Annotated in this window: 21 protein-coding genes; 9 read left to right on the top strand and 12 right to left on the bottom strand. The window is 71.2% G+C overall.

The features are described from left to right. Window positions 1-67: 67 nt before the first annotated feature. Window positions 68-463, bottom strand: a complete 396-nt coding sequence (locus ABT340_RS08985; protein ID WP_352010124.1) for a VOC family protein — start codon at window positions 461-463, stop codon at window positions 68-70. 99 nt (window positions 464-562) lie between these two features. On the opposite strand from ABT340_RS08985, the gene ABT340_RS08980 reads away from it, so the two are divergent. The 3 genes from ABT340_RS08980 to ABT340_RS08970 all read left to right on the top strand — a co-directional run bounded on the left by ABT340_RS08980 (window position 563) and on the right by ABT340_RS08970 (window position 3,082). Next, window positions 563-1,009 (top strand): excisionase family DNA-binding protein, encoded by a 447-nt coding sequence (locus tag ABT340_RS08980; protein ID WP_352010123.1) that lies wholly within the window; start codon window positions 563-565, stop codon window positions 1,007-1,009. A gap of 19 nt (window positions 1,010-1,028) precedes the next feature. After that, window positions 1,029-1,592, top strand: coding sequence for a PIN domain-containing protein (locus ABT340_RS08975; RefSeq protein WP_352010122.1), 564 nt, complete (start codon window positions 1,029-1,031; stop codon window positions 1,590-1,592). A gap of 113 nt (window positions 1,593-1,705) precedes the next feature. Continuing rightward, a complete protein-coding gene (locus tag ABT340_RS08970) occupies window positions 1,706-3,082 on the top strand; it encodes a pyridoxal phosphate-dependent decarboxylase family protein (RefSeq protein ID WP_352010121.1) in 1,377 nt (458 codons plus the stop codon). Between the two features lie 59 nt (window positions 3,083-3,141). Here ABT340_RS08970 and ABT340_RS08965 read toward each other — a convergent pair whose 3' ends face one another. Further along, window positions 3,142-3,549, bottom strand: a complete 408-nt coding sequence (locus ABT340_RS08965; RefSeq protein ID WP_352010120.1) for a hypothetical protein — start codon at window positions 3,547-3,549, stop codon at window positions 3,142-3,144. A 163-nt stretch (window positions 3,550-3,712) separates the two neighbouring features. On the opposite strand from ABT340_RS08965, the gene ABT340_RS08960 reads away from it, so the two are divergent. Together ABT340_RS08960 and guaA are read left to right on the top strand one after the other, a co-directional pair. Continuing rightward, entirely contained in the window at window positions 3,713-5,242 is a 1,530-nt protein-coding gene (locus ABT340_RS08960; RefSeq protein WP_352010119.1) for a DUF885 family protein, read from the top strand. Between the two features lie 122 nt (window positions 5,243-5,364). Further along, entirely contained in the window at window positions 5,365-6,915 is a 1,551-nt protein-coding gene (guaA, locus tag ABT340_RS08955; protein WP_352010118.1) for a glutamine-hydrolyzing GMP synthase, read from the top strand. Between the two features lie 58 nt (window positions 6,916-6,973). On the opposite strand, the gene ABT340_RS08950 is transcribed toward guaA, so the two are convergent. Next, a complete protein-coding gene (locus tag ABT340_RS08950) occupies window positions 6,974-7,363 on the bottom strand; it encodes a hypothetical protein (RefSeq protein WP_352010117.1) in 390 nt (129 codons plus the stop codon). Window positions 7,364-7,492: 129 nt separating this feature from the next. Then, window positions 7,493-7,855, bottom strand: coding sequence for a nuclear transport factor 2 family protein (locus tag ABT340_RS08945; RefSeq protein ID WP_352010116.1), 363 nt, complete (start codon window positions 7,853-7,855; stop codon window positions 7,493-7,495). Window positions 7,856-8,050: 195 nt separating this feature from the next. Here ABT340_RS08945 and ABT340_RS08940 point away from each other — a divergent pair, with 195 nt between their 5' ends. Further along, window positions 8,051-9,310: an acyltransferase family protein gene (locus ABT340_RS08940; protein WP_352010115.1), complete on the top strand. Its 1,260-nt coding sequence runs from the start codon at window positions 8,051-8,053 to the stop codon at window positions 9,308-9,310. Here the strand turns inward: ABT340_RS08940 and ABT340_RS08935 are convergent. Continuing rightward, window positions 9,217-10,017: a polysaccharide deacetylase family protein gene (locus tag ABT340_RS08935; protein ID WP_352010114.1), complete on the bottom strand. Its 801-nt coding sequence runs from the start codon at window positions 10,015-10,017 to the stop codon at window positions 9,217-9,219. The two genes, ABT340_RS08940 and ABT340_RS08935, sit on opposite strands and share 94 nt — an antisense overlap. A gap of 251 nt (window positions 10,018-10,268) precedes the next feature. Between ABT340_RS08935 and ABT340_RS08930 the strand changes: the two genes are divergently transcribed. From ABT340_RS08930 to ABT340_RS08920, 3 genes are read left to right on the top strand one after another with little or no spacing between them, the layout of a single operon-like run. Then, complete coding sequence (locus ABT340_RS08930; protein WP_352010113.1) at window positions 10,269-11,075, top strand: CDP-alcohol phosphatidyltransferase family protein; 807 nt, start codon at window positions 10,269-10,271, stop codon at window positions 11,073-11,075. Window positions 11,076-11,100: 25 nt separating this feature from the next. Continuing rightward, a complete protein-coding gene (locus ABT340_RS08925) occupies window positions 11,101-12,111 on the top strand; it encodes a sulfotransferase family protein (protein WP_352010112.1) in 1,011 nt (336 codons plus the stop codon). 2 nt (window positions 12,112-12,113) lie between these two features. Beyond that, window positions 12,114-13,166 carry a sulfotransferase family protein gene (locus ABT340_RS08920; protein ID WP_352010111.1) on the top strand — a complete coding sequence of 351 codons (1,053 nt, stop codon included), beginning with the start codon at window positions 12,114-12,116 and terminating at the stop codon, window positions 13,164-13,166. Here ABT340_RS08920 and ABT340_RS08915 read toward each other — a convergent pair. The 7 genes from ABT340_RS08915 to ABT340_RS08885 form a co-directional block, all read right to left on the bottom strand. Continuing rightward, complete coding sequence (locus tag ABT340_RS08915) at window positions 13,158-14,252, bottom strand: glycosyltransferase (RefSeq protein ID WP_352010110.1); 1,095 nt, start codon at window positions 14,250-14,252, stop codon at window positions 13,158-13,160. The two genes, ABT340_RS08920 and ABT340_RS08915, sit on opposite strands and share 9 nt — an antisense overlap. Continuing rightward, window positions 14,249-17,014 (bottom strand): bifunctional glycosyltransferase/CDP-glycerol:glycerophosphate glycerophosphotransferase, encoded by a 2,766-nt coding sequence (locus tag ABT340_RS08910; RefSeq protein WP_352010109.1) that lies wholly within the window; start codon window positions 17,012-17,014, stop codon window positions 14,249-14,251. Before ABT340_RS08910 ends, ABT340_RS08915 begins: the two co-directional genes overlap by 4 nt. A 189-nt stretch (window positions 17,015-17,203) precedes the next feature. Further along, entirely contained in the window at window positions 17,204-20,044 is a 2,841-nt protein-coding gene (locus tag ABT340_RS08905) for a helix-turn-helix transcriptional regulator (protein ID WP_352010108.1), read from the bottom strand. Window positions 20,045-20,248: 204 nt separating this feature from the next. Further along, window positions 20,249-21,046 (bottom strand): SRPBCC family protein, encoded by a 798-nt coding sequence (locus tag ABT340_RS08900; RefSeq protein ID WP_352010107.1) that lies wholly within the window; start codon window positions 21,044-21,046, stop codon window positions 20,249-20,251. Between the two features lie 53 nt (window positions 21,047-21,099). Continuing rightward, on the bottom strand, window positions 21,100-22,014 hold the full coding sequence (locus ABT340_RS08895; RefSeq protein ID WP_352010106.1) for an FAD binding domain-containing protein: 915 nt from the start codon (window positions 22,012-22,014) through the stop codon (window positions 21,100-21,102). Further along, the gene (locus ABT340_RS08890) at window positions 22,011-24,623 is read right to left on the bottom strand and encodes a xanthine dehydrogenase family protein molybdopterin-binding subunit (protein ID WP_352010105.1); all 2,613 of its coding nucleotides are present in this window, start codon (window positions 24,621-24,623) and stop codon (window positions 22,011-22,013) included. The genes ABT340_RS08895 and ABT340_RS08890 overlap by 4 nt, the downstream gene beginning before the upstream one ends. Next, window positions 24,620-25,105: a (2Fe-2S)-binding protein gene (locus ABT340_RS08885; protein WP_352010104.1), complete on the bottom strand. Its 486-nt coding sequence runs from the start codon at window positions 25,103-25,105 to the stop codon at window positions 24,620-24,622. The genes ABT340_RS08890 and ABT340_RS08885 overlap by 4 nt, the downstream gene beginning before the upstream one ends. Window positions 25,106-25,260 lie beyond the last annotated feature (155 nt).

Genomic DNA, 25,260 nt, shown 5'->3' with positions numbered 1-25,260 from the left:
CGGAGCTTTCCAGGGTCCGGAGCCGACGTTTCGGCCGCCCGGACGGGCCTGCCGGTCCCGGGCCCTTCTAGGGTCTGGGGCCGAGCAGGTCCCAGCGGTTGCCCGCGATGTCGAGGAAGACGGCGAACCGGCCGTACGGCTCAGCGCGCGGTGCGGTGACGAACTCGACACCGGCGGCTGTCATCCGCCGGTAGGCGGCGTCGAAGTCGTCGACCCGCAGGAAGAAGCCCACCCGTCCCGCCACCTGGTTCCCGACGGCCGTCGCCTGGTGGTCTCCGTCCGCGCGGGCGAGGAGGATGCCCGTCTCCGCGCCCGGCGGGCGGACGACGACCCACCGCTTCCTGCGGCCGTCGTTCGTCAGGGACGGCGAGTCCTCGGCCAGCTCGAACCCGAGCACCCCGACGAAGAACTCGATGGCCGGGTCGTAGTCGTCCACCACGATCGTGAACAGATCGATTCGCACGCCCCCGATCGTAGGGGCGCCGGCAGGGCCTGGCCGGAGTTCACCTCTCTGGGGACGCCGCCGGTTACACTTATTGCAGATAACCTGCAGGAGGTGCTCATGGCTCGCGCCGGAGTTCTCGCCAATGCCGTCCGTGTCGAAGCCGACAACGATGATCGTGAGCTGCTGGCCCGGCTCGGGGACGTCGCCGAGCATGTGCAGCTGGTGTTGCGCGGCCCGGACAGCCGCGACGTCGTGCTGCCCGAGTCGCTTCTCGCCCTCGTGTTGGCCGCGGCGCACGATCTCGCCAAGGGCAACGCCGTTCTCGCGCTTCCGATGGAGGCCAGGCTGACCCCGAGTGAGGCCGCCCGGGTGCTCGGGTTGTCGCGCCCCTTCGTCGCACGTCTGCTCGACGAGGGGGAGATCCCCTCCCAGCACCTGCCCGGCAGTCGTCATCGTCTGATCCGCCTCACGGATGTCCTGGAGTTCCAGGCCCGGCGTGAACGGCGGGCGGAGGGGCGACGCAGGATCATGGAACTCGCCGAAGAGGCGGACCTGCCCTACTGACCTCCCTGGAGACCGGCCGATGGCCCGTGTCTTCGTCGACACCAACGTGCTGTTCCCGTTCTCGCTGATGGACCTGATGCTCGCCCTGACCGAGGACGCGGTGCACACCCTGGTTTGGAGCGATCACCTGCTGGCGGAGTGGGAGCGGGTCATCGTGCGCGAGCGGCAGCGCTCGGCCCCTGCGGCGACGCGTATCAGCGCGGCGATCCAAGAATTCTTCGCCGATGGCCGGATTCCGGAGGACGACTACAAACACCTGCTCGATCGGATGGAAGGTCCCGACCCGGATGACTGCCACCATATGGCCGCTGCCGTCGCAGGCCGTGTTCGTGTCCTGGTGACCTGGAATCTCGCGGACTTTCCGGAGGCTTTCCTCGCCCGGTACGGAGTGGCCGTCGCCGATCCCGACACTTATCTGTGTTCGTTGCTGAACCGGAGTCCTCGTGAGGTGACAGAGGTTCTGCGGCGAATGGCCGAGGGAAAGCGGCGTCCGCCCATGACCGTGCTGGACATCGCCGATGCCCTGGAGCGGGCGGGAGTGAAGCTTTTCGCGCGGAGTGTTCGCGATCGGCTGCTCGTCTGACCCGGCTCCCCGGCGAACGCGCTCAGCACGATCTGACCACGGCCCTCGGGGATGTCGGCGGGAGCCGTACCCCGAAGTGGAGATTCGCGGGGAAATCCTTCAGTATCCCCGGTGTGATCTGGAACGTTGAGGAGTTCGTGGGCGCCGCGGGTGTGACCGTCGAGCGGTTGGCGGCCTACGTGGACGGCAGTCAGCGGGGGTTGTCCCCGGTCGTCGGGCGGCGTCCGCGGGGGGAACTGGCCGAGCGGCTCGGGCTGGCGCGGTGGATACGCGAGGGCGGGATGACGCCGGAGACGTACGCCGAGTTCCTGGCGGTCTACCTCGACGAGGGGACCAGGTTCCACCATCCCGGCCACCTGGGGCACCAGATCGCCGCGCCCGACTTCCCCGCCGCGCTCGCCGACCTCGTGCACGGCGCCGCCAACAACCCGATGGCGGTCTACGAGATGGGCGCGGCGGCGGCGACCGTCGAGTTCGAGGTCGTGCGCTGGATGCTGGACAAGGCCGGGTACGGCCCGGCGGGCGGGGGCGTGCTCACCCACGGGGGGTCACTGGCCAACCTCACCGCCCTGCTGGCCGCGCGGGCGGCGGCCGTGCCCGAGGCGTGGGAGGACGGGGTCCCCGGTGATCTGGCGCTGCTGGCCCCCGAGTCGGCGCACTACTCGCTCACCAGGGCCGCGGCGATCCTCGGACTGGGCGAGCGGGCCGTCGTGCCGCTGGACACCGACCCCCTCGGCCGGATCGACGTGGCGCGGCTGCCGGAGGCCCTCGGCCGGGTACGGCGGGCGGGGCGGCGGCCGATGGCGCTGGTCGCGGCGGCCTGCGCGACCGGGACCGGTCTGTACGACGACCTGCGGCCGATCGGGGAGTTCTGCGCCGCCAACGGCCTGTGGTTCCACGTGGACGGCGCCCACGGGGCCTCGGCGCTGCTGTCCGAGGGGTACCGGCACCTGCTCGACGGGGTCGAACTGGCCGACTCGCTCACCTGGGACGCGCACAAGATGCTGCGTACCTCAAGTCTCGCGGCGGCCGTGCTGGTCAAGAGGGGAGGCGCCCTGGACGCGGCCTTCAGGCAGCGGGCGAGCTACCTGTTCTACGGTGACCAGGGCTTCGACTCGATCGGCAGGACCGTCGAGTGCAGCAAGGCCGAGCTCGGTCTGAAGATCTTCCTCAACCTGGCCTGGCGGGGGGAGCGGGGCCTGGGCGAGTACGTCGCGGGGCGGTACGCCACCGCGCGCCGCCTGTGGGAACTGGCCCGGGAACGGCCCGGGTTCGCGCTGCCGTACGAGCCGGAGAGCAACATCGTCTGTTTCCGGTACGGCACCGGCGACCAGGCGGCGATCCGGGAGTCGCTGACGGCCGACGGCGCCTTCCATCTGACCTCCGCCGAGATCGGCGGGGTCCGTCACCTGCGGGCCAGTGTGATGGCCCCGGCCACCGACGACAAGACGCTGCACGCGCTGCTCGACCGGATCGCCGAGCCGGGGTGAGACGGGGACGGACCACCGCGCCGCCGTGCCGGTGAGACGACGGCGGCGCGGGGAGCCCGTCAGATGGTGACGCAGATGTTGTCCGTGATGGGCTGGTTGTTCTCGTTGTAGAACTTCGCGCACCACAGGTGGTCCGGCCAGGCGATCACCCAGGGGTAGGAGTTGTACGGCTCGCCCCAGCCCCAGCTCTTGGTGGGGCTGTTGTCCGACCAGCCGTAGGGGCCGAAGAGGTTGAAGTGCCCGTACTTGGAGCCGGCGGCGCTCCAGGCCTGCACGTGGTTGACCTGGCAGTTACTGCCGTAGACCACGTAGTAGACCCTGATGGTGATGCCGTCGCCGGTCTCGGCCTTGCTGCCGGGGCAGCTGACCAGCGCCTTGCTGGACTGCGCGGCCTGGGCCGTTGAGGGGACGGACAGGAGCGTGAGGCCGGCGAGAACGGCCAGCACGGTGAGGAAGAGCTTGCGCATGGAGCCTCTTTCCTTGGCCGATTACGGTTTGATGTTCATCAAACTACTTTTCTCCGGTGTTCTTCCACGAGTGGATAAAGCGCCAAAAATCACGGTTTTCCTGCCAAATGCGCCGGGAGGGAACAGGGGATCCGCCCTGATCGTCTGATATAGCGTCGAGGCCATGACCGAACTCGACAGCCGCCTGCGCGCGGTGTGCGACCTGTCCCTCCCGGAGATTCGGGAGATGGCGGGCAGACACGAGTACGACGGCCGGATCCAGGACCTCTCCCCCGAGGGGGTGCGCGCGGGACTGGCCGCGCTCGGCCGGGGAGAGCCGCCCGCCGACCCCCACGACGCGGCGCACCTGCGGATCTTCGAGGAGGACGCCCGGGTCAGGTACGGCGAGCTGGAGCTGCACCGGAGCAGCCCGCTCCCGCACCTGGCGAACCTCGACCTGGCGACCTACGACCGCGAGTACGCCCCCGAGGCGGAGCGGGCCGCCGCGCGGAACGCCCACCTCGCCCGGTGGCCCGAGGCCGTCGAGCACGCGATCGCCTCCCTCGACCGGCTCAGCGCCCCCGTCGCGACCGCGCTGCTCGGCGCCGCGCGCGGCCTGGCCGCCGGGGTGCCCGCCGACGCCGACGCCTCCGTGCGTGAGGCCGCGCTCAAGGCCCACGCCCGCTTCGTCGAGCACGTGGAGGAGGCCACCCGCTCCGGCGACCCCGACGCCTCTCTCGGCGCGGCGGGGCTGGCCCGGCTGATGGGGACGGGCGACGGCCTCCCGGTCGATCTCGGCGCGCTGGCCGTACGGGCCGACGCCGAGCGCGACCGGCTGCTGGCCAGGCTGGCCGAGTCCTGTGAGCGCCTCGGGCAGGGCGGCAGGCCCCCGCTCGACGTCGCCCGCGAACTGGTCAAGGACCACCCCGGGATCGACGGCGTGATCGAGGCCGCCAGGGTCGGCACCGAGCGGGCCATCGCCTTCACCAGGGAGAAGGACCTGGTGCCCTACCACGACGGCGAGTGCCTGGTCGGGATCGCGCCGGAGTCGCGCAGATGGGCGATGGCGATGATGAGCTGGGCGGCGCCCGGTGAACCCGAGGCCCCCTCGTGGTACCACGTCACCCCGCCCGACCCGTCGTGGCCGGAACGCGACATCGAGGAGTGGCTTGAGGTCTTCAGCGCCACCACGCTTCCCGCGATCAATGTGCACGAGGTCGCCCCCGGGCACTTCTCCCACGCTCGTGCCCTGCGGCGCGCCCCCTCGCCGGTGCGCCGTACGCTCATGTCGCTGGCGTTCGCGGAGGGCTGGGCGCACTACGCGGAGGAGCTGTGCGTCGAGGAGGGCTTCGCCCCCGAGGACCCGCGTTTCGAGATCGGCGTCTGGCTTGAGGCGCTGATCAGGGTGACCCGGCTGGCCTGCGCGATCGGCGTCCACAGCGGCGCGATGACCGTCCAGGAGGGGGCCAGGCGCTTCGAGGCCGACACCCACCTCGCGGGGCCCGCCGCGCTCTCCGAGGCGGCCAGGGCCACCTTCGACCCGACCTACGGCCGTTACACGTGGGGCAAGCTGGAGATCCTCGACCTGCGTTCACGGGCCAGGGCGGAGTGGGGCGCGGGGTTCACCCTCAAGCGCTTCCACACCGCGATGCTCGACCTCGGCTCCCCGCCCCTCGGCCTCCTCGACGCGGCCCTCACCCGGCCGTCCGCCTAGCCGATCGCCTGGGTGGACACTCGGGTGTCCGCCCAGGCGCGACCGAGGAGGCCGCTCGTGAGTAAGCGCGCTGACGAGCGCCGATAGACTGACAGGACCGCTGTGTTTTCTTTGGGGGTCTTGTGTCTGAGTTCGACACGGTCCTCGTCGTCGACTTCGGCGCGCAGTACGCGCAGCTGATCGCGCGGCGAGTGCGTGAATGCCACGTCTACTCCGAGATCGTCCCCTCGACGATGCCGGTCGAGGAGATGATGGCCAAGAATCCCAAGGCCATCATCCTGTCCGGAGGTCCCTCCTCGGTCTACGCCGAGGGTGCCCCGGCCGCCCCCGTGGGCCTGTTCGAGACCGGGGTTCCCACCTTCGGCATCTGCTACGGCTTCCAGGCCATGGCCCAGGCGCTCGGCGGCCAGGTGGCCAAGACCGGTGTCGCCGAGTACGGCGGGACGCGGCTCGACGTGGTCAGCGAGGGCGTGCTCTTCGCCGGGCTGCCCGTCGCCCAGTCGGTCTGGATGTCCCACGGTGACAGCGTCGCCGCCGCCCCCGAGGGCTTCCTGGTCACCGCCACGACGGCCGAGACCCCGGTCGCCGCCTTCGAGAACCCCGGCCGCGGCCTGTACGGCGTGCAGTTCCACCCCGAGGTCCTGCACAGTGACCACGGTCAGGCCGTGCTGAAGCACTTCCTCGACGCGGCGGGCTGCCGCCCCGCGTGGACGATGCTCAACATCGTCGAGGACGCCGTGGAGGCCATCCGCGCCCAGATCGGCCCCGAGGGCCGCGCGATCTGCGGCCTGTCCGGCGGCGTCGACTCCGCGGTGGCGGCGGCGATGGTGCAGCGGGCCATCGGCGACCGGCTGACCTGCGTCTTCGTCGACCACGGCCTGCTGCGTCAGGGCGAGGCCGAGCAGGTCGAGCGCGACTTCGTCGATGTGACCGGGGTCAAGCTCAGGGTTGTCGACGCCCAGGAGCGCTTCCTGAAGGCCCTCGACGGCGTGACCGACCCCGAGGAGAAGCGCAAGATCATCGGGCGCGAGTTCATCCGGGTGTTCGAGGACGAGCAGCGCGCCATCCTCGCCGACGGGCCGGTCGAGTTCCTCGTCCAGGGCACCCTCTACCCCGACGTGGTCGAGTCCGGCGGCGGCACCGGCACCGCCAACATCAAGTCGCACCACAACGTGGGCGGCCTGCCGGACGACCTGCGGTTCACGCTGGTCGAGCCGCTGCGCGCGCTGTTCAAGGACGAGGTCCGCCGTGCGGGCGAGGAGCTCGGGCTGCCGTCCGCGATGGTCTGGCGCCAGCCGTTCCCCGGCCCCGGCCTGGGCATCCGCATCGTCGGCGCGGTCACCCGCGAGCGCCTGGAGATCCTGCGCGAGGCCGACGTCATCGCCCGTGAGGAGCTGTCCAGGGCCGGCCTCGACCGGGACATCTGGCAGTGCCCGGTCGTGCTGCTCGCCGACGTCCGCTCGGTCGGCGTCCAGGGCGACGGCCGCACCTACGGTCACCCGATCGTGCTGCGCCCGGTCTCCAGCGAGGACGCCATGACGGCCGACTGGTCCCGCCTTCCCTACGACGTGCTGGCCCGCATCTCCACCCGGATCACCAACGAGGTCCGCGAGGTCAACCGGGTCGTCCTCGACGTGACGAGCAAGCCCCCGGGCACCATCGAGTGGGAGTAGGACACGACGGCACGGCCCCGGAGAGAACCTCTCCGGGGCCGTGCCGTTTTCTCGGCCCTCACCGCTCGCGGCGGAGGGCGACGTACTGCAGGGCGGCGAAGCCACCGACGACGAGGGCCTGGGCGACCACCCAGACGGCCCCGAGGGTCGTCGTGCCCAGCCCGCCGAGCGCCAGTTCGGCGACGCTCACCACGGCCCACACGACGTTCAGGGTGACGACCGCGGCCGCGGCGCCCCGGTTGACGACCCTGGGCACGGTCAGCAGCCAGACCGCGACGCCGTACACCAGGAGGAAGACGCCGACGCCACGCTGGAGGGGTACGGCCAGGCCGAGCAGGTCGTTGACGGGGCCCGAGAGCAGCAGGTAGGCCAGGCCGTTGGCGCCGGTGACGACGGCGTCGAGCCTCAGGGCCAGGCGCAGGAGAGGGGTGGTGGCGGTGGTGGTCATGTCGGGGGCCTTTCCAGGGTTCTTCGGATTCTGTGAAGGCTTTCCGGGAGCTTTCCCGGAGTTTCTCGGGGGTTCGGGAACGGGCCCGGGACGGCACCGCGGGGGCCGTCCCGGAGGGGCCGGAAGCGGTCAGGCGGGGACCTGGTCGAGGAAGCCGTGCACGGTCCTGATCCGGCCGTCCTCGGTCAGCGTCGCGACGTCGAAGCCGACCACGATCGCCTCGCCGCCCTCGGGGCCGAGTCTCCAGGTGAAGCGGGCCAGGTCGTGGTGGGTGTCGACGTCGCCGCCCGGGGTGAAGACCAGGCCGGGGAACTGCCGCTGGACGGCGGCGATGGTCGCGTCGATCGCGTCGCGCCCGGTGACGTCGACCAGGGGGTCCACGTAGCGGGCGTCCTCGGTCCAGACGGCGTCGATCTCCGCGCGCCGTTCGGCGGCGTCGGTGGTGTTCCAGATGGCCAGGTAGCGCTCGACCAGCTTGGCTGCGTCGGTCATGTCGATCTCTCCTCGTCGTTCGCGTGCCTCGTTCTCGCAGGTCACAACGTTACGGAGCGGCACGGAACGGGGAATCCGTCATCGACCGGTACTTCTGACGCTCCCTATCGGTCAACCTGGGAGTGTCCTGTGGATGGAGGACCCCGACGGGGATCAGTCCTGTTTCAGAGGGAATGAGGGGGTAACTTGGGGCGAATGTCTCCCCCGGCCCTTCCTCCGACGTCTCCGCTGCCCACGACCGGCAAGCGGCTGGCGTGGCTGGACGCGCTTCGCGGTGTCGGCGCGGTCGCGGTGCTGCTCGAACACCTGCTGCCGTGGTTCATGCCGGCGCTGCGGCCCTACTGGTTCAACCTCGGGATGTACGGCGTCCTGGTGTTCTTCCTGGTCAGCGGCTACATCATCCCGGTCTCCCTGGAGGGGCGGGGGGATGTGCGGGCCTTCTGGATCAGCAGGGCGTTCCGGCTCTACCCGATCTACCTGCTGGTCGTCGGGCTCGTCCTGGCCATGGGGTTCTGGATCCCGGTCCGTGAGCAGGTGCCGCGCGACCTGTCGGCCGTGGCGGGGCACGTCACGATGCTGCAGGACGTCCTGCACATGGGCGGCCTGGCCGACACCATGTGGACGCTCTCCTACGAGATGGTCTTCTACCTGCTGGTGACCGCGCTGTTCGTGCGGGGACTGCATCTCAGGAGCGGGCTCTTCGCCGTTCTCTTCGGCGTCATGGGGGTCGGGGCGGGGCTGGTGCTGTCCGCGCCGCTGCTCGGGGGGCCCTGGCCCGCCTACGTCGCCGGGGTGCTGTTCTGCGTGGGCATGGTGTGCGTGGTCGGCGGCCGGTTCCGCACGGCCGCCGCCTGCGTGCTCGGCGTGATGGCCGTCGTGCTGACGCTCTTTTCGGGGTTCGTCCCGTGGCTGGGGGCGACGATCCTGGCGGTGATGTTCACCGGGACCGCGATCCGCCGCTGGGAGCAGGGCGTGGGCGGGCCGCTCCCGGTGGCCGCCGCGGCCGTGCTCGTCGCGCTCGCCCCGGTGTGGTCGATCCAGGCGGGCTGGTGGTGGGTCCAGCCCGATGTGTGGATCACCACGCTCGTGCTGGCGGGGGCGACGTTCGCCGGGGCCATGGCCCTGCGCGGACGCCGCCTGCCACGGCCCGTCGTCTGGCTCGGGCTGATCAGCTACTCGCTCTACCTGCTGCACCACCCGCTGCTGAAGCTCGTCCCCGCCGTTCTCGGCGACGTACGGGCCATGCCGCAGGCGGTGCAGCTGTCGGTCTCGGCGGCCTGTGTCGCCGTCGTGGTCGGGCTGAGCTGGCTGACCTACCGCTACGTCGAGTTACCGATGCAGCGCTTCGGCCGGAGACTGGCTCACATGCCGTCGTCGGGGGAGGCCGCCTCGGGGCCGGGGGAGTCGGGCGTCTCGGAGGCCAGGTCGTCGTCCTTCTCCGAGCCGACCGGGTAGATGTCGCCGGCCTTGAGGTCCTGAGCGCCGCGCAGCGAGGAGACCGAGACGATGTGGTAGCCCTGCTTCTGCAGGGCCGCGATCAGCTTGGGCATCACCTTGACGGTCTGCTCGACCCAGTCGTGCATGAGGATGACCCCGTCACGCTTGGCGTTCTTGAGCACCTCGTCGTAGATGGCCTTCTCGTTCTTGGTCGCCCAGTCGCGGGAACCGCCGTTCCACAGCACGATCGGCAGGCGCATCTCCGCGGCGATCGCCCGGACCCTCTCGTCCAGCTCGCCGTACGGCGGGCGCAGCAGGGTGGGGGCCTTGCCGGTGGCCTGCTTGACGATGTCCTGGGTCCGGGTCAGCTCCTCGCGGATCTTCTCCTCGCTCAGCTCGCGCAGGTGGGGGTGGGTGTAGCTGTGGTTGCCGAGTTCGTGGCCCTCGACGGCCATCCGCTTGGCGAAGGCCTTGCGGGACTTCGCGTACTGGCCCTCAAGGAAGAAGGTGGCCTTGGAGTTGGTCTTCTTGAGGGTGTCGAGCAGCTTGTCGGCGTACTTGCCGGGGCCGTCGTCGAACGTCAGCGCGATGCACTTGACCTTCGCGCAGTCCACCGGGGGTGCCTTTTCCGCTTTGGGTTTGTTCGCGCTCCATGCCGCGGTGGGCGAGGACAGCAGGGCCGCGGTGCACGCGGCGGCCAGGAGCAGTCGGACGGGAGACTTCATGAGGGTGAGCTTCCGGGTCGAGTGACTTCTGGGAAGCAAACAGCCTATCGAGGCCTGTCAACGCCATTGAGGGGCATGTGTCACGATGTCCTGTGAAAAGCGGATAGCTCTGGTTTCCGTACCGCCGGGGTCGTGACCGGTTGGGTGGAGGCGGCACGGTATGCCACGGCCGGTCAAGAACCAGTATGGAGATCCTCTCTTGGCGTCAGAGTGTGACTCTCCGGTCGCTCCAGGTGGTCATCCTGGTAGGCATGAGGGCCTATTCGTTGAACGATGTGCACGCGACCCGGAAACGAAAAGACTCCTGGTGGACTGTCTTCCTGGTCGACCCGGTGGCGTGCAGGCTCACGCTCGCCGTCGCCAACCGCACAGACGTCACGCCGAACGGGCTCACCCGGCTGTCGCTGCTCCTCGGGCTGGGGTCGGCGGTCTGTTTCGCGTTGGGACAGGTCGTGGCGGGGGCCGCGCTGTTCTACGTGAGTTTCATGGTCGACTGTATGGACGGGAAGATCGCCCGTCTCAAGGGGACGGGGACCCCGTTCGGGCTCTGGCTCGACTACGTGGGCGACCGCATCAGGGTGGTCTGTTGTGCCACGGGCCTGGCGTTCGGCCAGTACGCCGCGTCGGGGGACGTCTCGTTCGTCCTGCTCGGCGCCGGGGTCGCGGTGCTCGACCTGTTCAGATATGTGAACGCTCCGCAGATGAGGCGGGTGCGTGAGGCGGTCAAGGAGAACCGGGCGGAACAGCCGCAGAAGGACCGTGCCGCCGCCTACCGGCCACCGAAGCCGCCGAGCCTGCGGCGCAGGATCGGCCGTCTTCTCATCAGGCACCGGGTGCGTACCCACCTGATCAGCGGGATCGAGTTCCACGCCGCGGTCTTCGTGGTCGGCCCGCTGCTCAGCGCGCAGGCCGGGCCCGCGGTGCTCATACCCATCGCGGCCGTCGCGGGATCGCTGCTGCTGCTGAACGAGATCGTGCTGATCTACCGAATGTGGCGGTTCACCCGGTCGACGCCTTTCGTCCCGCGCCCGGGGAACACGCAGCGCGTACCTGTTTGATCATCTTTTTCGGGGGTTCGTTGTCATGCAGTCCGATCGACCGATCTTCGTGATCGGATGTCCGCGTTCCGGCACCACCATGCTGCAGCTCATGCTGCACTCCCACCCGCGCATCGCGGTGCCGCCGGAGACCCGTTTCGTCGTGCCCGGCTACTACCGCAGGCTGGCCTTCGGGAACCTGCGTGAGCAGGTCAACCGGCGCAGGCTGGCCCGGTGGATCGTCGGCGACAAGGACACCAAGTTCAAGGAGCTCAGGCTCGACGGGGACAAGCTGGTCGAGGACATCGTCATGGGACCGCCCACGCTGGGTTCCGCGCTGGGCATCGCCTTCCGCTCCTACGCCGAGCAGTACGGCAAGTCCCGCTGGGGTGACAAGCGGCCCAGCTACTTCCACCACGTGGACCTGCTGCTGAGGCTGTTCCCCGACGCGCAGTTCGTCCATCTGATCAGGGACGGCCGCGACTGCGTCGCCTCGCTGAAGGAGATGCCCTGGTACACCAAGGACGTCTTCCACGCGGTGACCAACTGGGCCGAGGCCATCGACTACGGCCGCAGGCACGCCAGGAACCTGCCCGCGGACACCTACTACGAGCTGCGCTACGAGGACCTGACGGCCTACCCGGAGACCGAGCTGAGCAAGCTCTGCGACTTCCTGGGCGAGGAGTACGACCCGGCGATGAGCGAGCCGTACCACGTGGGCAGGCTGGCCATCCCGCAGCACAAGGTCTGGCACAGCAACACCCACGGCGACGTGACGACCGCCAGGACCGGGTCGTGGCGCAACAGGCTCGAACCGTGGGAGATCTCGCTCTGCGAGACCGTGCTCGGTGAGCGGCTGACGGCCAACGGCTACGAGCTGAGCGGCGCGCCCGTGGCGGGCAGGTCCCACGTGGACGCGTGCGCGAGCGTCGCGGCGAAGCGGCGCTGGGCCCGCAGGCGCAAGGGGTTTCGCGACCGGATCAACCGTCTCCGCGAGCCGGGGCCGGTGGCCGCGCAGCTCACCACCCGGCAGCTTGGCGAGCTGGCGAAGGTCTGAGCATGCAGTCGGACCGACCGATCTTCGTCGTGGGCTGTCCCCGCTCGGGGACGACTCTGCTGCAGCTCATGCTGCACTCCCACCCCCGCATCGCGATTCCCCCGGAGACCCGGTTCATGGTCGCCGCCTACCAGAGGCGGCTGCGCTTCGGCGATCTGAACGACCCGGCGCGCAGACGCGAACTGGCCGACTGGGTGGTCGGCCGCCGCCAGTCACGCTTCCACGAGCTGAAACTCGACGGGGAGGAGGTGACCAGGCAGATCGTCGAGGGGCCGCCGACGCTGGGCTCCGCGCTGGGCATCGTGCTGCGCTTCTACGCGACCCAGCACGGCAAGCCCCGCTGGGGCGACAAGCGGCCCTCCTACTTCCAGAACATCGACGTGCTGCTGAGGCTGTTCCCCGACGCGCAGTTCGTCCACCTGATCAGGGACGGCCGCGACTGCGTCGCCTCGCTGAAGGAGATGCCCTGGTACAACGGGAGCGTCTACAGCGCCGTCTCCGCCTGGGCCGAGGCGGTCGACTTCGCCAGGCACGGCGCGCCGAAGCTCCCCGAGGGCAGCTACCACGAGCTGCGCTACGAGGACCTGACCGCCGCTCCCGAGGCCCAGCTGCGCAGGCTGTGCGACTTCCTGGGTGAGGACTTCGCCCCGGCGATGTGCGAACCGAGGCTGATCGCGGACGTGGCCGTACCCGCGCACAAGACCTGGCACTCCCGCACCCACGGCGAGGTGACCGCCGCGCGGACGGGAACCTGGCGTGAACGGCTCGAACCGTGGGAGATCTCGCTGTGCGAGAGCGTCCTGGGGGACCGGCTGGAAACCTACGGCTACGAGCTCAGCGGGGCGCCCAGGACCGAGGCCTCCCGGATGGTGGCCTACGAGCGGATCGCCGCGAAACGCAAGCTGGCCCGGGTGAAACGGGTCGCCTTCGACCGTCTGGTACGGCTCCGCGAACCGAACCCGCTGGGCGCCAGGCTCACCTCGGGCCAGCTCGTGCTCGCCGGGGTTCCCATGCCGCGCAACGAACCGGCGGCGGTCAGCGAGTGGTCAGCGTAGGACCTGCTCGAACAGCGACTCCCAGCGGTCGAGGACCCGTTCCAGCCGGAAGGCCTCGACGTGGGCGCGGGCGGCGGCGCCGAGCCGCCGCCGCTCCTCGTGCGAGGCCATCAGGGTGGTCAGCGCCGCCGTGAGCGCGGGCACGTCGGCCGCGGGCGCCAGCAGCCCGGTCTCGCCGTCGAGGACCAGGGAGCGCACCCCGCCGGAGACGTCGAACGCGACCGAGGGCACGCCGTACGAGGCGGCCTCGGCGAGCACGAGCGGCAGGCCCTCGTGCTCGCTGGACAGGGCGGCGATCGCCCCGTCGAGGTACTCGCGGCCCAGTTCGGCCGCGGGTACCGCGCCACGGAACACCACCCGGTCGCGGACCCCGCTCTCGCGCGCGTGCGCCCTGAGCCTGCCCAGCTCGGCGCCCTCCCCGATCAGGTGCAGCTCCCAGTCGTCCCCCACCGTACGGCTCGCCCCGGCGAAGGCCGTGATCAGCCGGTCGAAGCGCTTGACGCCCTCCAGCCTGCCGACGCCGAGCACCCGGTGACGGGTCAGCGGCGAGACCCGGGACGGCCAGCCGGGCAGCGGGTTGGGGATCGCGCAGGCGTTGGGCAGCAGCGCGTGCTCGGAGAAGGACCAGGCGTCCTCCTCGCTGAGGAAGACCGCCTTCTCCAGCCTCCCGTAGTCACGGCCGACCGAGCGCAGGTGCCACGACCCCCGCGCGTGCTCGTAGGAGCCGTGGTACTGCCCGATGGGCAGCAGCCGCCGGGGGATCACGTCCTTGAGCCGGGCGACCACCCCGGGCGAGGAGAGCACGGCGAAGCCCGATCCGAGCGTGCGCAGCATGCCGCGGAGCCGGTGACGTTCCCGGTGCGCGGCGGTCCAGGAGAGCCTGCCGGCGGGGAAGCGGTTGATCACGTGACGCCGATAGCCGGGTTGTTCCACGTAGCGGAACGGCCGGGCGGCCCGGTGCAGGCCGAGCACGTGTACGTCGTACCCCCGCCCGGCCAGCCCCTGCGCCAGCGTGTGGGTGACCCGCTGCACGCCGCCGAGCGTGTCCGCGTCCAGACACGCGAACACCACGGTCTCGCCGCTCACCGGACCTCCTCCACCTCGGGCGCCGCCGCCGGCCGTACGGCGGGCACGGGCACGGGGCCGAAGAAGGCGTCGACGACCCTGGCCGAGGCGTCCCCGCGCTCCTCGGCGCACCAGGTGGCGCGGAAGCCGGCGTAGCGGGCGGCGTGCTCGGCGGCGAAGGCGGCCGGGTCGGCGTCGAGGGAGCGGATCGCCCTGATCAGCTCCTCGGTCCCGGTCACGCAGGGGCCGGGGGCGATCGCGGGCAGGTCGTGGTTGACGCCCCGTTCCGCGCGCCGGTACTCCTCCCAGTCGTCGAGCAGGAAGAACATCGGCTTTCCGGTGACCGCGTAGTCGCACATCAGCGACGAGTAGTCGGTCAGCAGCGCGTCCGAGGCCAGCATCAGGTCGTTCACCTCCGGATAACCCCCCGCGAACCGTACGAAGTGCCGCAGCCGTTCGGGCACGGCGTAGCGTTCGACGGGGTGGGTGCGCAGGACGACCACCCAGCCGTCGGCCAGTTCCTCGGCCATCATGGCCAGGTCGGCCCTGACCGAGGCGCCGGAGAACTTGGCCCTGTCCCGGTAGGTGGGCGCGTACAGCAGGACTTTGCGGTCGCCGGGCAGTTCGAGCCGCTCCCTGGCCCGCCGTACGGCCTCGGGGTCGCCGTTGACCAGCACGTCGCACCGGGGCGAGCCGTGCCGCAGGACCGGTCCCCGGTATCCGTTGGAGGTGACGAAGATCCGTTCGAACTCGGCGCTCGGCATGACGAGGGCGTCCCAGCGGGCCACGGCCCCGCGCCAGGTCCTTCTGGGCGCCTCGAAGTCGGCGCGCAGGTCGGGGGCGTCGAAGCCGACCGTCTTGACGCCCTGCCCGTGCCAGGTCTGCAGGTAGCGGGTCCCGGCGGGCTTGGGGTAGGCCAGCGGCAGGCCGTGGCTGTCCACCCAGTGCCCCGCCCTGGCCATGGTCCACAGGTAGCGCCAGCTCATCCGCCGCACCAGGCGGACGTCGGGGGGGAAGTTGCGCCGGTTCCCGGCGACCGACCAGACCATCTCGAACGGCGCCCGCCTGCGCTTCAGCTCCTCGTAGACGTAGCGGGGGTTGCCGGTGTATCCGGCGCCCACGTCCGCCTCGAACAGCACCAGGTTCTCGCGCGGCGGGAGGAGCCTGATCAGCGTCCGGTAGACGCGCAGCTTCACCCGGGGGGCGCAGAGCCGCCGCACCAGCCCGGCCCGGAGCCTGCCCAGCCTGGGCGCGAGCCACCGCAGCGCCCCCCTGCGACGCCAGCGCACCCGCAGGAACGCCGACTGCCCCTCCGGCCCCGCGACGATCTCGTGACCGGGGACGGCGACCCTGACCGGTTCGGCCGCCGGATCGACGAGCAGCCGGTCGGAGGTGGCCCGGCCGTCGGCGCGGACGATGGAGATCCTCGGGTCACGGAAGCTCTCGTGGCCGAAGCGCCCCCGGCCCGCCCTGGCCAGATCGACGGTCGCCTCGCTCAGGTAGGAGCCGTCGTCGAGCGCGCGCGGCGCCAGCTCGACCCGGTGCCCGCCGAAACGCGCGAACGCGCGCCAGTCCGGCGCCGTGGCCAGCACCCCGAACGGGTCGTAGGTCCTGACCGTCAGCGCCAGCCGGGAGCCGTCGCCGTGGAAGGCCGCCTCGTGCCGCAGCCTGGCGGCGCCGTAGGGCAGCTCGGCCATCCTGAGCGGGGTGATGTCCAGCTCCCCTTTCGGGACGGTGCCCCAGTAGGTGCGTCCCGCCCGCCGTACGGCGAAGCGGGGCGCGGCCCTCGGGGTGGTCAGCGACCGGGCGGCGACCACCAGATCGTCCGCGTCCTCGTCGAGGATCAGGCGGCAGCAGACCCGCACGAGCGGGTCGGCGCCGTCCATGACGCCGGGGTCGAGGCTCGCGAGGTAGGGGCGGACCAGCCGGGAGAACTCCCGCGCCCAGACCGGGCCGCGCGCGGGCAGCGGGTTGAGGTAGACCGGCAGGTCGTGGCGGACGAACCGGCGCTGCCGGTCGGCGACCAGCCCGGCCAGGCCGTTGCCGCGCAGGATGTCGTCGCTCAGCCGGGCCGCCCTGATCCGGTGCCCGATGTTGTCCATCTCCTGGAGGTTCAGCGAGATCGACGGCCTGCCGTCCCCCTCGGCGGCCCGGTGCCAGAGGTAGACGACCCACGGGACGACGGCGAAGCGCCGGGCCACGCAGTACAGCTCCGTGGTGAAGACGTGGTCCTCGTAGTGGAGGTCCTCAAGGAACGGCAGCCCCCGGAGCGTCGAGGTCCGGTAGATCTTGTTGGTGCTGAAGGAGTCGAGGAACATGTCCGGCTCCCCGGCGATCCCCTCGACGACCCTGCGGCGGGCGAAAAGCCCGGGATAGTAGGGCTTGATCCTGCCGTTCCACTCGTGCAGCCGGGAGATCTGCCCGGTGACGAAGTCGGCGCCGGTGCGCTCCATCTCCAGGAGCAAGCTCTTGCAGGCGTGCGGGGGCAGCTCGTCGTCGCTGTCGAGGAACATCACGTACGGCGCGCGGGCGGCGGCGACCCCGTCGTTCCTCGGCGCCCCGCAGCCGCCGCTGTTGACGTCCCTGCGCAGGTAGCGCACCCGGCGGTCCTCCCGCCTGAGCGCGCGGGCGACGCTTTCCGTCCCGTCCGTGCTGCCGTCGTCGGAGATGATCACTTCGATGTTCCGCAACGACTGACCGAGCGCGGACCGTACGGCCCTGGGCAGCCGGGCGGAGTCGTTGTAGGTGATGACGATCACACTGCACTCGGGAGCCTTGATCACAGTATGGGGCTTTCCCTGGACTGTGATCGGTATTGTCCGCTTTATGGACCTATGAATTTATTTTTGCGGCTTTCTGTCTTAAGGGGGACGCGTCCCTCTTTTTGCTCTCACCTCCGTTGATCATGAGTTTCATGGCGTTCCTAACTTTTCATGTCGCTTATGCGGCCCGTTGAACGTCGGGCGGACCCCTCAGAGCGGGGGAGCGAGGGCGACCACCTCGGTCCTCGACCGCACGCCCAGTTTGCGCAGCACGGTCGCCACATGGGTCTCCACCGTACGGGGCGACAGGAACAGCACGTCGGCGATCTCCCGGTTGGTCTTGCCGAGCGCGACCAGCCTGGCCACCTCCCGCTCCCGCCGGGACAGCGCGCCGGAACCGCCCCTGCCCCGGGACCTCGGCGGCGCGACGCCGACCCCCGTGTCACGCAGCGTCCGCCTGCACCGGGCCGCGTCGTGGACCGCGCCGAACTCGTCGTACCACCCGGCGAGCCCGGCCAGCAGCGAGGCGGCGGCCGGATCGCCCAGGGCGAGCAGGGACCGCGCCCTGCCCTCCTGCGCCCTGGCCGCCTGGTAGGGCTGCGGCAGAGCCCGGTAGGCCTCGTCGGCCCTGGCGAAACGGTCGGCCGCGGCGGCGTGCCGCCCGGCCGCGGCGGAGATCGTCCCCTCGGCGAGGGCGAGACCGGCCCGCGCGGCGGGCGCGTCACACCCCTCGACCCCACGGGCGAACTCGGCCACCAGGGCGGCGGCCTCCTCGGTGCCGCCGGTCCTGACCAGCGCCGAGGCGGCGGAGGGCACCAGCATGGCACCCCACACCCACACGTCCTTGTGCCGCAGCCGGGCCACCGCGCGCGCGGCGTGGCCGACGGCCTCCTGCGTCAGCCCCCTGGCCAGGCACAGCTCGATCATGCCGCTCGCCGCGGTGAACGTGACCGGCAGGAAGTGGCCGTCCGGCTCCTCAAGGCCGGTCGCGCGCAGGTGCCTGGCGGCCTCCTCCCACTCACCCCTGGCCAGCGCCAGCATCCCCATGACCAGCCAGACGTCCGCCGCGGACAGGGGGTTCTCCGGGACCAGCTCGACCAGGGCGTGGGCCCGTTCCCGCAGCCCCTCCCAGCGGCCGGCGAGCCAGTCCCTGCGGATCGCCGTCGCGTTGAGCTGGTAGGCGGAGACCGGGGCGTTGGCCGCAGTGGCCAGCCGTACACCCTCCCGGGCGAAGCGCTCGGCCCACTCAAGGTGCCCCAGGGTCGCCGCCGCGTCGACGAGGTTGGCGTAGGCCCTGGCGACCTCCCTGCGCACACGCGGGTTCCCGTCGGTGACCGGCAGCCTCGCCACCAGGTCGAACGCGCGCGGGGAACCGAGGGTCATCTCGAAGGAGACCCGGTTGACCAGGACCGCGGTCGCGAGCGCCGGATCGTCGGCGCCCACGATCAGCTCCTCGGCGCGGTCGATCCACTTCCGGTGGGCCGACAGGGGGTCGGAGCCCCACCACGGCATCGCGAGCGCCGAACAGGCGCGGGCGGCGAGCATCGGCCGGTCCCGCAGTTCCCCGACCGCCGTGGTGATCTCCGGCCTGCCCGCCGCGCTGTCGTTGGCCTGGTTGCACAGCAGCAGCCCCAGGTTGAGCCGCGCCTCACCGCGCGCGTCGGGTTCGAGGAGGCCGTCGCCGAGCAGGCGGCGCAGCAGCCGTACCACCCGCTGGTGGGACAGCCCGGTCGTGGCCAGGCGGCTCAGCGTCAGCACCAGTGGTTCCCGGTCGCGCGGGGGCAGGTCGGGGGAGGCGAGCATGTCCTCGATCAGCTCGACCGCCACGGGGGTGTCGCCCAGTTTCGCGGCGTGGTCCGCCGCCGCGGTGCCGTACCGCAGCCAGGCCTCGCGCATCCCCGCCTGCCTGGCGTGGAAGGCGAGCTGCACCAGCGCCAGCGGGTCGGACTCCTGCAGCGCCGCCATCGCCCGCTCGTGCCCCGCCCGCCGTTCCGGTCCCGGGATCGCCTCGTAGACCGCCTGCTGGGCCAGGGCGTGGCGGAAGCCGTACCGGCCGGGAGGGTCCTCGTACAGGACCCCGGCGGCGAGGGCCTCGCCGAGCCCGGTCAGGTCACCGCCGACCGCGGTGACGAGCCGTTCGCCGACCGGGACGCCGAAGACGGCGGCGGCCCTGACCGTCCGCACCGCGGCCTCGGTCAGCCCGAAGAGCTGGTCGGCGGTCGCCTCGCGCAACAGCAGCGGGACACCGACGTGGTCGAGCGCGTCCGGACACTCGGAACCCGGCTCGTACGCCGGGGGCAGCGACCTGAGGACCTCCTCGATCACGAACGGGATGCCCGCCGTCCGCTCCCGCAGCCTGGTGACGAACGGCTCAGGCGGGTCGGGACGGCCGAGCAGCGCGGCTGCCATGCCGCGCACCCCGGAGACGTCCAGCGGCGCCAGGGTGACCACCACGCTGTCGGCGCCCGCCGGACGCCGGTAGGCGTGGCCGAGCGGCAACGTGGCCTGCCCGTGCTGCCCGTCCCGCCGGTAGGTCACCACCAGCGTCAGCTCCTCCGGCGGCTGCCCGATGAGGAAGTGCAGCAGGTCCCTGGTCCCGTCGTCGGCCCAGTGCATGTCCTCCACCACCAGTACGGCGGGCCCCACGGCCGCCAGCAGGGCGCGGACGGCGCGGAAGACCCGGTGCCGTTCGGCCCGGGAGTCACCGAGCGGCGGCGGCGCCGGAGGGAGGGGTAGTTCGGGCAGGTAGTCGCGCAGCGCCCCGATCACCGGGTTGAGGTCCCCGGCGGGCGGCAGCCCACCGGCCAGGTCCCGCAGCGCCTCGAACACCGGCCCGTAGGGGAACGGCTCACGGATGCGGTGACAGCCGCCCAGCAGGACGAGACGTTCACCGGGGATGAGGTGGGTGAGCGCGGTGCGCACCAGCCGGGTCTTGCCGATCCCGGCCTCCCCCTCGACCAGGACGACCGCGGGTGGTCTGCTCATCGCCCTGACCAACGCCCGCAGCTCGCTGCCACGCCCGATCAGATCGGGTGACGCCGGGCTCCTCATGGCTGCTCCTGACGCTGCATCGCCCTCCCCGATATGAAGACGCTATCCGTCATAGCATCCGCGTTCACCATCAGTTTGAGAAATTAACTGACTTGTTGTGACTTCAAGGAAATCATCGCAGTTCCAGGGCGTGGAGAGTTGAAGCGCCGTCAACGGGTGGATTTCACCGGAAGCGCAACTCATAACTCTTGTTTATGGTTTTCTTCATCTTCCTATAAGGATCGGGGTCCTCCGGAGACCCCTGCCGCGCAGGGCGCGGCGGGCCAGCCACCCCGCCAGAACGAGGACGGCGAGGGCGCCCGCGAGCGGGGCGAGACGTCTCAGGAGGGGAATCCCCGCGACCTCCAGAAGGTCCAGGGCCTCCTCGTCGGGTGTCCGGGAGGTGCGTGAGGTGCCCGCCGGGTGGACGTCCCGGTCCCCGGCGTTTTCTCCTTCCTTGGACTTTCCTGTCTCCCCGGAGGTTCCCTGCTTTTCGGATTTCGCGGCCTTTTCCGGATCCCCGGGCTTTCCGGGGACGGTGGTGAGACGACGGGACTCCCGGGGCGCGGCCTCCGAGCCCTGGAGCGACTCCGACAGGTTCGCCGCGAACCGCTCGACCAGCCGGGCGCCGACCTCCGACATCACGCCCCTGCCGAACTGGGCGGGCCGTCCCGTCACCGTGAAGGAGGTGTCCACGGTCACCCGCGTCCGCCCCTCTTCGGGACGCAGGCGCGCGACCACCGTCGCCGACGCCGTGCCCGGGCCGCGTGTCTCCTTGCCGGTCGCCCCGATCATCAGCGTACGACCTGGTTCGTCCACCTCCTCGAACCTGGCCCTGCCCCGGTAGGTGAGGGTGATCGGCCCGACCTTCACCTTCAACCGCCCGGTCATCTCATCGCCCTTCGCCGTCTCCAGCGTCGCCCCCGGCAGGCAGGAGGCGACCCGCTCGACGTCGAGCAGCGCCGTCCACGCCCGCTCGACCGGCACCGGAACCGTGAACTCGTGCTCGAACCGCATCGCCATCGAACCGCTCCTTGTCCATCACCACTCACACGCCGGAGGCCGGGGCCCGGGATTCAGCGGCCCGCCGCGACGACCGCCCTGCGGGTCAGCACCCGGGCCAGATGACGCCGGTAGGCGGGGTCCCCGTGCAGGTCGGTGGGCGGGGAGGTGCCCTCGTCCGCCAGGTCACAGGCATGCCTGAGCCGCTCCCCGCCCGAGGCGGGCCCCCCGGAACCCAAGGACCCGGGGCCCGAGGGCGTGATGGGGACACCCACGAGCGCGGCCTCGGCCGCCCGTGCCCGCACCGGGGCCGGACCCATGTTGGTCAGCGTGATCCGCGCCTCCTCGACCACCCCGCCGTCCTCGCCGAGCCGTACGGCCGCCGCCACCCCCACGGTGGCCCAGGACTGCGCGGTCCGGTGGAACTTCTCGTAGTGGAAACCCCAGCCCGGGCCGAGCTTGGGCACCCGCGCCCCGACGAGCACCTCGCCGGGTTCGAGCGCGGACTCCAGATAGTCCACGAAGAAGCCGGCGGCGGGGATCTCCCGTTCCCCCTCGCCCGACCTGACGACCAGCACGCAGTCGAGCGCCAGGGCGACGGCGGGCAGGTCCCCGGCCGGGTCGGCGTGGGCCAGGGAACCGCCGAACGTACCGCGGTGCCGTACCGCGGGGTCGGCGACGGTGGCCGTGGCCAGCGCGAGCAGCGGGACCAGCTCCCTGACGACCTCCGAGCGCAGCACCTCGTCATGCGTGGTGAGCGCGCCGACGAACACGTGGTCGCCCCGGTCCTCGACACCGCGCAGCTCGGCCAGCCGCCCCACGTCGACCAGCGCCGACGGGTAGGCCAGCCGCAGGCGCAGCAGCGGCAGCAGCGACTGGCCGCCCGCCAGCACCTTGACGTCCTCACCCGCCTCGTCGGCCTCGGCGAGCACCCGGCACGCCTCGTCGAGCGAGCCGGGCCTGACGTAGTCGAACGGCGGCGGAATCATCGGGCACCCCCCTCGAAGCCCTCCGGACCGTCGGAGGTCCGGCCCTCCTCCGAAACCCCGGCGGTGTCGGAGCCCACCGAAGTCGCAAAGGCCCCGGAGGCGCCCAAGGTCCCCGAAGCACCGAAGCCCTCCGGAGCCCCGGAGGTCATGGCCCGCCAGACGCGCTCCGGGGTGCACGGCATCCGCACGTCGTGCACGCCGTACGGGCGCAGGGCGTCGACGACCGCGTTGACCACGGCGGGGGTCGAGGCGATCGTGCCCGCCTCCCCGACGCCCTTGACGCCCAGCGGGTTGCTGGTCGCGGGGGTCTCCGTCCTGGCGGTGACGAACTCCGGCAGGTCGGCCGCCGACGGGATCAGGTAGTCGGCCATCGTCGTGGTGAGCAGGTTGCCCTCCACGTCGTGGATCGCCTCCTCGAACAGCGCCTGCCCGACGCCCTGCGCGATGCCGCCGTGCACCTGGCCCTCGACGATCAGCGGGTTCACCACGAACCCCACGTCGTCGACGGCGACGTACGACCTGATCACGGTCCCGCCGGTCTCGGTGTCCACCTCGACCGCGCACAGATGGGTGCCGTGCGGGAAGGAGAAGTTCTCCGGGTCGAAGGTCGTCTCGGCGTCCAGGCTGGGTTCGACGCCGTCCGGCAGGTCGTGCGCGGCGAAGGCGGCCAGCGCGACCTCCTGGATGGTCCGTCCCTGTGTGGTCCCGCGCACCCGGAACGACCCGTCGGCGAACTCGACGTCCTGCGCCGAGGCCTCAAGCATGTGGGCGGCCAGCTCCCGCGCCCTGTCCTTCACCTTCTCGCAGGCCGACAGTACGGCGACGCCCCCGACGACCAGCGACCGGGAGCCGTAGGTGTCCATGCCCTTGTGCGAGACCGCCGTGTCGCCGTGCAGCACCGAGACGTCCTCGAACGGCACGCCGAGCGCGTCGGCCGCGATCTGGCTCCAGGCCGTCTCGTGCCCCTGGCCGTGCGGGCTCGTCCCGGTCACCACCTCGACCTTGCCGGTCGGCAGCACCCTGACCGAGGCGTGCTCCCAGCCGCCCGCGCCGTAGTTGAGCGAGCCCAGCACCCGTGAGGGCGCGATGCCGCACATCTCGGTGAAGGTCGAGACGCCGATGCCGAGCTGCACCGGGTCGCGCTCCGCCCGCCGCCGCGCCTGTTCCGCCCTGAGCGCGTCGTAGCCGAACAGCTCAAGCGCCCGGTCCGTCGCGGCCTCGTAGTTCCCCGAGTCGTAGGTCAGGCCGCAGACCGTGGTGTAGGGGAACTCCTCATGGGTGATCCAGTTGCGGCGCCGTACCTCGACGGGGTCGAGACCGAGTTCGTGGGCCAGCTCGTCCATGGCCCGCTCGATGGCGAAGGTGGCCTCGGGGCGCCCCGCGCCCCGGTAGGCGTCGGTCGGCATCTTGGTGGTGAAGACGCCCGTGCAGGTGAAGTCGTAGGCGTTCATCTTGTAGACGCCGCCGTACATGAACGCCCCGAGCAGCGGCACCCCCGGCGTGACCAGCATCAGATAGGCGCCCATGTCGGCCAGCAGCTCGACCTGTACGGCCCGCAGCCGCCCGTCCCGTTCGGCGGCGAGCCGGATCCGCTGGAGCTGGTCACGGCCGTGGTGCACGGTCAGGTTCCCCTCGGACCGGGACTCCGTCCACTTCACCGGCCTGCCGAGCCTGCGGGTCAGCAGCAGCGCGAGGACCTCCTCCGCGGTCACCTGGAGCTTGGACCCGAAACCGCCGCCCACATCGGGGGCGATCACCCGCAGCCGGTGCTCGGGGATGCCGGTGGTCATGGCCAGCATCACCCGCAGCACGTGCGGGATCTGGGTCGCCGAGTACAGGGTGAAGGAGTCGCCGTCGGTCGTCGCGACCACGGCCCTCGGCTCCATCGCGGTCGGGATGAGCCGCTGCTGGACGTAGGAGCGATCGACGACAACCGGCGCGTCACGGAAGGCCGCCTCGACGTCCCCCTGGGAGAAACGCCAGGTGAAGGCCCTGTTCCCGGTCTCGTGGACCTTCGGGGAACCCTCGGTGAGCGCCTCGGCCATGTCCACGACCGCCGCGAGCGGCTCGTAGTCGATCTCGATGTCCTCCAGGGCGTCGGCGGCGGCGTAACGGTCGGTCGCCACCACGCAGGCGACCGCCTCGCCGACGTAGCGGACCTCGTCGACCGCCATCGGCGGGTGGTCGGGGATGACGACGTCCTCGGTGACCGGCCACGCGCACGGCAGGCTGCCCTGCTCGCCGGCGAAGTCCTGACCGTGGAACGCGGCCACCACACCGGGCCGGGAACGCGCGGCGGAGGTGTCGACCCGGGTGATCCTGGCGTGCGCCATCGGAGCGCGCAGGAACGCCACGTACAGCATGCCGGGAAGCTGGATGTTGTCGGTCCAGGTGGTCCTCCCGGTGACCAGCCTGGCATCCTCCTTACGCCTCCGCGCCCTGCCGACCTCACGGCCCTCGTCGGCCTCGTGGTCCTCATCGGGTTCGTGGTTTCGGGGGAGGTCCGCCGGATTCGCCGGTCCGTGTCCCTGAGGCTCGTGGCCTCTGCCGGTCTCGCGACTCCCGCGGGGGGCGCCGGGCCGGTCGTTCTCGGTGGTCCGCTCGGTCATGGCGTTCCGGCCTCCCGTCCCGCCATCTCGCGGGCGCCGCGCCGTACGGCCCTGACGATGGTGGTGTATCCGGTGCAGCGGCACAGGTTGCCCTCAAGGCCCCGGCGCACCGCCTCCTCCGACGGGTCCGGGTCGTTCCTGACCAGGTCGATCGCGGCCATGATCATGCCGGGGGTGCAGTAGCCGCACTGCAGCGCGTGCTCGGCGTGGAAGGCCTTCTGCATGGGGTGCCACTCCGGCCCCCTGGCGAGACCCTCGATCGTGACGACCTCACCCCCGTCGGCCTGTACGGCCAGCACGGAGCAGCTCTTGACGCTGACGCCGTCGAGCATGACGGTGCAGGCGCCGCAGTTGCCGGTGTCACAGCCGATCGGGGTCCCGGTTCTGCCGAGCCGGTCCCTGAGCAGATGGACGAGCAGCAGCCGCGGCTCGACCTCCTCCTCATAGGTGACCTCGTCGACGGTGACGGTGATCCGAGGCATGGACCCTCCCGATGCACCTGCGGCGGCCCGGAAGGCAGAGCCGGACAAACGTATACGTACCTCCCTGTTTCTGCCCGCCAGTCTTCCCCTTCAAGCAGGCGAATCCACAGCTCAGGGCCGTGGAACCCACGATGTCGGCCGGCCGCGTGTCCTCG

Origin of the sequence: Streptosporangium sp. NPDC000239, from assembly GCF_040300765.1 — a bacterium.
Taxonomy (GTDB): Bacteria; Actinomycetota; Actinomycetes; order Streptosporangiales; family Streptosporangiaceae; genus Streptosporangium.
The sequence above is the reverse complement of the archived record's forward strand: the minus strand, read 5'-3'. Positions and strand labels throughout refer to the sequence as shown.

Bases quoted from the DNA above. Each gene is read 5' to 3' on its own strand.
- ABT340_RS08975 (WP_352010122.1), top strand. From the start codon at position 1,029: ATGGCCCGTGTCTTCGTCGACACCAACGTGCTGTTCCCGTTCTCGCTG.
- ABT340_RS08920 (WP_352010111.1), top strand. From the start codon at position 12,114: ATGCAGTCGGACCGACCGATCTTCGTCGTGGGCTGTCCCCGCTCGGGG.
- ABT340_RS08960 (WP_352010119.1), top strand. From the start codon at position 3,713: ATGACCGAACTCGACAGCCGCCTGCGCGCGGTGTGCGACCTGTCCCTC.
- ABT340_RS08895 (WP_352010106.1), bottom strand. From the start codon at position 22,014: ATGATTCCGCCGCCGTTCGACTACGTCAGGCCCGGCTCGCTCGACGAG.
- ABT340_RS08930 (WP_352010113.1), top strand. From the start codon at position 10,269: ATGAGGGCCTATTCGTTGAACGATGTGCACGCGACCCGGAAACGAAAA.
- ABT340_RS08980 (WP_352010123.1), top strand. From the start codon at position 563: ATGGCTCGCGCCGGAGTTCTCGCCAATGCCGTCCGTGTCGAAGCCGAC.
- ABT340_RS08950 (WP_352010117.1), bottom strand. From the start codon at position 7,363: ATGACCACCACCGCCACCACCCCTCTCCTGCGCCTGGCCCTGAGGCTC.
- ABT340_RS08945 (WP_352010116.1), bottom strand. From the start codon at position 7,855: ATGACCGACGCAGCCAAGCTGGTCGAGCGCTACCTGGCCATCTGGAAC.
- ABT340_RS08925 (WP_352010112.1), top strand. From the start codon at position 11,101: ATGCAGTCCGATCGACCGATCTTCGTGATCGGATGTCCGCGTTCCGGC.
- ABT340_RS08905 (WP_352010108.1), bottom strand. From the start codon at position 20,044: ATGAGGAGCCCGGCGTCACCCGATCTGATCGGGCGTGGCAGCGAGCTG.
- ABT340_RS08935 (WP_352010114.1), bottom strand. From the start codon at position 10,017: ATGAAGTCTCCCGTCCGACTGCTCCTGGCCGCCGCGTGCACCGCGGCC.
- ABT340_RS08890 (WP_352010105.1), bottom strand. From the start codon at position 24,623: ATGACCGAGCGGACCACCGAGAACGACCGGCCCGGCGCCCCCCGCGGG.
- ABT340_RS08885 (WP_352010104.1), bottom strand. From the start codon at position 25,105: ATGCCTCGGATCACCGTCACCGTCGACGAGGTCACCTATGAGGAGGAG.
- ABT340_RS08965 (WP_352010120.1), bottom strand. From the start codon at position 3,549: ATGCGCAAGCTCTTCCTCACCGTGCTGGCCGTTCTCGCCGGCCTCACG.
- ABT340_RS08940 (WP_352010115.1), top strand. From the start codon at position 8,051: ATGTCTCCCCCGGCCCTTCCTCCGACGTCTCCGCTGCCCACGACCGGC.
- ABT340_RS08900 (WP_352010107.1), bottom strand. From the start codon at position 21,046: ATGGCGATGCGGTTCGAGCACGAGTTCACGGTTCCGGTGCCGGTCGAG.